Consider the following 1,124-nt stretch of genomic DNA (forward strand, 5'->3'; position numbering starts at 1 on the left):
CAATTGTATGTGTCGGAATGTATTTTTTGATAGTTTATAGAAGTAGGATATTCAATCTTCTAAAAAAGAAAAAATAGAATCTATTTTCAGAACGGAGACAAACCCTATCAACAATTAAAAAATTGTCCTTTTGGAGGTTGGCTACCATATAGTGAGAACTCTTAGAAATGCTGATGTAATGCTATTTTTAAGAGTTTTTTTTACTTTCTCTAGTAAAAGAAAAAGATTGAAGAAAATTGTCCAAAATGGATTTTTTCTTCAATCTGAAAATAGATTCTATTTTTAAAAAATTCATAGCAACATCGTGAATTAAATAATATAAGATACAATGTGCACTACTAATACTAACAATACAGAATTCATTAGACTAGCGAAAACTGTGGGTCTTTTCTTTTACCTCAACAATCTTCTAAAATATAGCTACTCTGCTACAATAGTAAAGCAAGGAGGAAAATGTGAAGAAAAATATTGAACAATACAAAGATAAAACTTCGATCACTATCGGATATGCTCGCGTTAGCTCAACAGATAATCGGCAAGAATTAGGATTATCTGTTCAAACAGAAGCCCTTAAATTCTGCGACAAGCTCTATATCGAAAAAGATTCAGGCGGAAATCAAGACCGCCCACAACTTGACAAAGCTTTGAAAATAGAGAAAAAATACGCCCAGCAAGGCGTTAAAACAAATTTTGTCGTATATAAATTAGATAGGCTTACCAGAAAGATGTTTCACCTCTCTGCTATTATTGAAGATTTAACTAAATATGGTATTCATCTTCAATCTATTCATGAAAATATTGAGACAGATTCTTTAACTGGAAAATTCTTTTGCTTAATGCTGGGATATGTGGCGGAATGGGAACTTCAAGCTATTTCAGACCGCACAAAAGACGGACTTCGCAAAGCTAAAGAAAAAGGTGTGAAACTCGGCAACAAAGGACTATCTCGAAACAAAGAAAAACAAATAATCAAGGAATACATGCAAAAAGAATTATCTGTGCGAAAGATTGCCAGTCGCCTCAATATTTCTACTGCCACCATTTACAGTGTTCTCAAGAGAAATAATATCCAAATCAACCGAAAAAACACCCTATAAATTATTGACAAATCCCTAAAAAAATAG

At 32.4% G+C, this 1,124-nt stretch carries 1 protein-coding gene; it reads left to right on the plus strand.

Annotated elements, in window-relative coordinates:
• Window positions 1-455 precede the first annotated feature (455 nt).
• On the plus strand, window positions 456-1,097 hold the full coding sequence (locus STRDD04_RS00205) for a recombinase family protein (RefSeq protein ID WP_062198323.1): 642 nt from the start codon (window positions 456-458) through the stop codon (window positions 1,095-1,097).
• The last annotated feature ends 27 nt before the right edge of the window (window positions 1,098-1,124 follow it).

This window comes from Streptococcus sp. DD04 (assembly GCF_001578725.1).
GTDB lineage: Bacteria > Bacillota > Bacilli > Lactobacillales > Streptococcaceae > Streptococcus > Streptococcus sinensis.